The organism is Vibrio sp. V39_P1S14PM300 (assembly GCF_009904765.1).
Lineage (GTDB): Bacteria > Pseudomonadota > Gammaproteobacteria > Enterobacterales > Vibrionaceae > Vibrio > Vibrio proteolyticus.
Map to the genome: position 1 here is coordinate 1 of NZ_WXWP01000028.1, position 3409 is coordinate 3409.

At 51.8% G+C, this 3409-nt stretch carries 3 protein-coding genes; 2 read left to right on the top strand and 1 reads right to left on the bottom strand.

The window, feature by feature from the left end; translation table 11 throughout:
* The first annotated feature begins 651 nt into the window (after positions 1–651).
* Positions 652–840, top strand: a complete 189-nt coding sequence (locus CAG65_RS01665; RefSeq protein WP_161451726.1) for a hypothetical protein — start codon at positions 652–654, stop codon at positions 838–840.
* Positions 841–883: 43 nt separating this feature from the next.
* On the opposite strand, the gene CAG65_RS01670 is transcribed toward CAG65_RS01665, so the two are convergent.
* On the bottom strand, positions 884–1792 hold the full coding sequence (locus CAG65_RS01670; RefSeq protein WP_237668717.1) for an integrase domain-containing protein: 909 nt from the start codon (positions 1790–1792) through the stop codon (positions 884–886).
* A gap of 1200 nt (positions 1793–2992) precedes the next feature.
* Between CAG65_RS01670 and CAG65_RS01675 the strand changes: the two genes are divergently transcribed.
* Positions 2993–3325 (top strand): hypothetical protein, encoded by a 333-nt coding sequence (locus tag CAG65_RS01675; protein ID WP_202599235.1) that lies wholly within the window; start codon positions 2993–2995, stop codon positions 3323–3325.
* The last annotated feature ends 84 nt before the right edge of the window (positions 3326–3409 follow it).

Here is a 3409-nt window from a genome sequence, read left to right on the forward strand (position 1 = left end):
CATACTTATTTACTAGCTATGACGTAAGGTTTGTCCTGAAACACGCAACGGGGCAAAAGCATTGCCAGCAACGCCTGGATGTTCAGCTAGATTTGAGCTCGACAGGTTACAAGCATATACTACTGATGCTCGCTATGAGAAACGCGGCTTCGGCTCCACTCGTAGACAGATGAATCCAAATAGCCCTGTTCTCTTCCGCTCATTGAGTATTGACCGCAGGTAGCGCGTAATAGAGCCACTTCTAGTGGCTCTTGTCGTATCTGGGTGTTAGAAAAGCTAAGATATCTCCCTTCAAATTTGCCACGTCCATATGTAAGTCGTAACAAACTTCGGGTCATTTTTGATTTAAAAATGACAGCGTATCGACTGCGATCGCTGCCATTTTAGTGTGATACTTTTATGCTCAGTATGAATCTTTATTACTCTCCTACACCTAGCTTGGGTTCGCAAGAGCGCCGTAGCAGGCAGTAGGGAGAGCAATTATCAACGCAGAAAGAAAAAGAGGAAAGGAGGATTCCAAGACTCCTATGACTATGACCAGAGGTGTCACATCGGCACGAGTGAGGACTAACCCGGCGCTCCACCATCTTTTGGCCGGGGAGGATCGCCAGCGCGACCAAGCAATTCCCACAGGAGTCGGAACGCATAGAAGTGATCACGCAATGTCGTCGCGCTCAGCCTCTGGTGCCTGGCATAGTATCTGTGGATATGGGCTCTTCCGACCTGGGACGGGGATTTGACGCCTTTCTCATTGGCCGCAATGTCCTCCAGGGCCGCTATCAGACGTTTCACCATCGCCCGCCTTGCGGTCTTTCCGCCATGGCGGACATAGATATGTGATCTTTCTCTAACCCATTTTTCCATTGCTTCCTCCTGATATTACTTACCCCAGATAGGAGTTTGTTACGTCGATACGACCGTGGCCCAACTCTCGCGCAACCTCCGACCGGATCTCCTGGTCCAGCATCCTGGCGTGGGCCACAGATACTCCAAGTTCCTTGGCTAGGTATTCATGATGGGCGCGGCCATGCTTTATTCCTGCTTTTACCGGGCATTCCGCGCCCAGCAGGTCCCGGTAGCGGGTTTGAGCGTAGTGGTGCCGTTCACCATGGAAGTTCACCGGATGGCGGCCAATCTCCCGGTAGGCTTCTTGCCGGAACTCGCGATAATTCTGCTCAGTAGGAATCATGCTGCGGCCATCCTGTATGGCGGCGGCCCGCTGGAGCGCCGTAATTTGAGCCTCACTGGTGATCGGAACAGTGCGCGCCCGGCCCCCCTTGGTGCCATCCTTTATGCTCACGGAGCCGGTTTTCTCGGCCTCTCTTAGTGCCCTGGCAGCATCCAGCTTGGCCGATTCCTCGAACCGCAGACCAAAATTACGCTGTAGTTCCAACAAAGCCCCAAGACGCTCGGAGGCTGCCCCCATAGCGGCATTATGGGCCGCTTCCGAAACACTCCGGTCGCCAGTGGCGATACCTGAGCGCTTTGGAAGTCCACCCTCGGAGACGGGGTCTACACGTACCTGTCGGTCGCTTCGCGCAATCTCCATCACCCGATTCACTGCGCTCAGGTAGTTCTGCGCCGTGGATGGCGCGATTTCTCCCCGCTCGTAGCGATCATTAAGGTGCGCCGCATAGGCGACCAAATGAGCCTTCTCTATATCCCGCATGTCCTTAATTCCCTGTTCGGACTTAATCCAGGCGCTAAACACGCTCCATCGGTCGTGGATCGTGGCTATGGACTGGAAACTCTTCATACCTTCCTTCAGTGCGTTCAGGCCTGCCTTGCCCATATCGCGACTTCGGAGACCAAAATTCCGTGAATCCGGATTAGTCCGCTCTGAGCGCATCGTGTGCTCCTTATGATCTTGTTAATCAACGTGTTGCTGGCCCGTCCGTACTCGGTGGTAAGTGAAACGCAGTTTTTGATTAGCTCTGCATGCTAAGGCCAACACTGGGGATCTCGCCCAGGCACAGGGCAGATAAACCGTTGCCCACGGTCATTTCATACGAGCGGTACTGCTATGGAGCGAACTACTCATTCCACTGGCTGGTCTGTTCCGACGGAACAAACTGCCAGCAGATCCGGCTGGTACTGTCGTGTCATTCTCTGGAAAGGAAGCGCGAAGCGCGCCAACCGCCGAAGGCGGTATTGTTCGCGCACATTCGTGCGCGGGGCGAAAGCCTTGAGCCGTTGAGGCACAAGGCTTTCGTCGGGGGCTATACCCCCGTCTCTGTTTACGCCTGCGGCGACAGAGACGGGGTGGAGCATCGAGTAAGCCGGAAATCCAGCACTCGTTCTGACGGATGAGGGAGGCCCTCTTGTATTTGGCCGCTCGGAATTGAGCACCAGGAACGCGACATAGCTGTCAGCCAGATCGCGATATGGAAGCCTGGTCGCTTGCGGAATACACAAACGCAGGCAGCAGCAGAACGCTGCAAGCACAGTGATGATAAACATCTGATTTTCCTCCGGGGAGATAGGTTTCAGACGGAGGAGTGCCCTTAGGGGACAGTCCCCCAGAGGGTTACGAAGTGAAGGCAAACGCCTTTAATTTAGAAAAATGCTGTTTTGGGCCAGCTACCGTTTAGTTTACAACTTATATATTAATCAAGCTGATAGAGCAGTCAAGTGCCTCGTAAAGTCGCTTTTCGGTGGCTTTTTGATGAAGTAAGTCTCCCACCTTTATCATTGGAACACTCAAAAAATATCAAGAAGTGGTTTTTAGATTGCTTTTCAATCTGCGCTGTTGAATCACAGACTCACCGAATATACGTCACATCAAAAAACGATCTATGAGTCGCGTTTTGATCAGCTTATCTCCCGTCTCACTATAAAGCTCAGTAGTAGAAAGTGATCAGGATCTGTTCGTGTCCATTGCTAAGCGTGGCCTTTGGGAGCACAGGTCGTACTTCATCTGAAAAATGGGGATCGAGACGTGATCCACTGAAATGCTTCTAGGTTCCAGCCTAGCTCAAATCTGCGAGCTAACTTGTGGTCAGGCATTCTGAGGAACTGGAAGGATAAATGGATCGTCTCTGCAGAGCTGTCAGTTCTACCCCAAGGTCTCAACCACCCTGACGACAACACCGATCTCCTAATCGCTATCGCCGGAGAGGTTCACTGGACGCTCGAAGAGGTAGAGCAGTACTTCGTTGATTATGACCTGGTAAGTAGTGACGATGGTCACCCCTACTACTACCTCGCTACCTTCAGTGAAGAGACTCCTGACAAGTTGAAGCAAATTGCCGGGGTGAGCAGCGCGAATCAACTCCATTTGGATCTAAACATCGTTCCGGATGAAGATCCTGGCGAGATCGAGTAGAGTAATACCATCTTATAATCAGTATGTTACGTGCATTGGGGTTAGTGGTTATTGATCCATATTTACTCCAAAAAACAATCAATA

Coding starts and splice junctions, on each gene's coding strand:
- CAG65_RS01670 (WP_237668717.1), bottom strand. CDS start 1,792: ATGGGCAAGGCAGGCCTGAACGCACTGAAGGAAGGTATGAAGAGTTTC.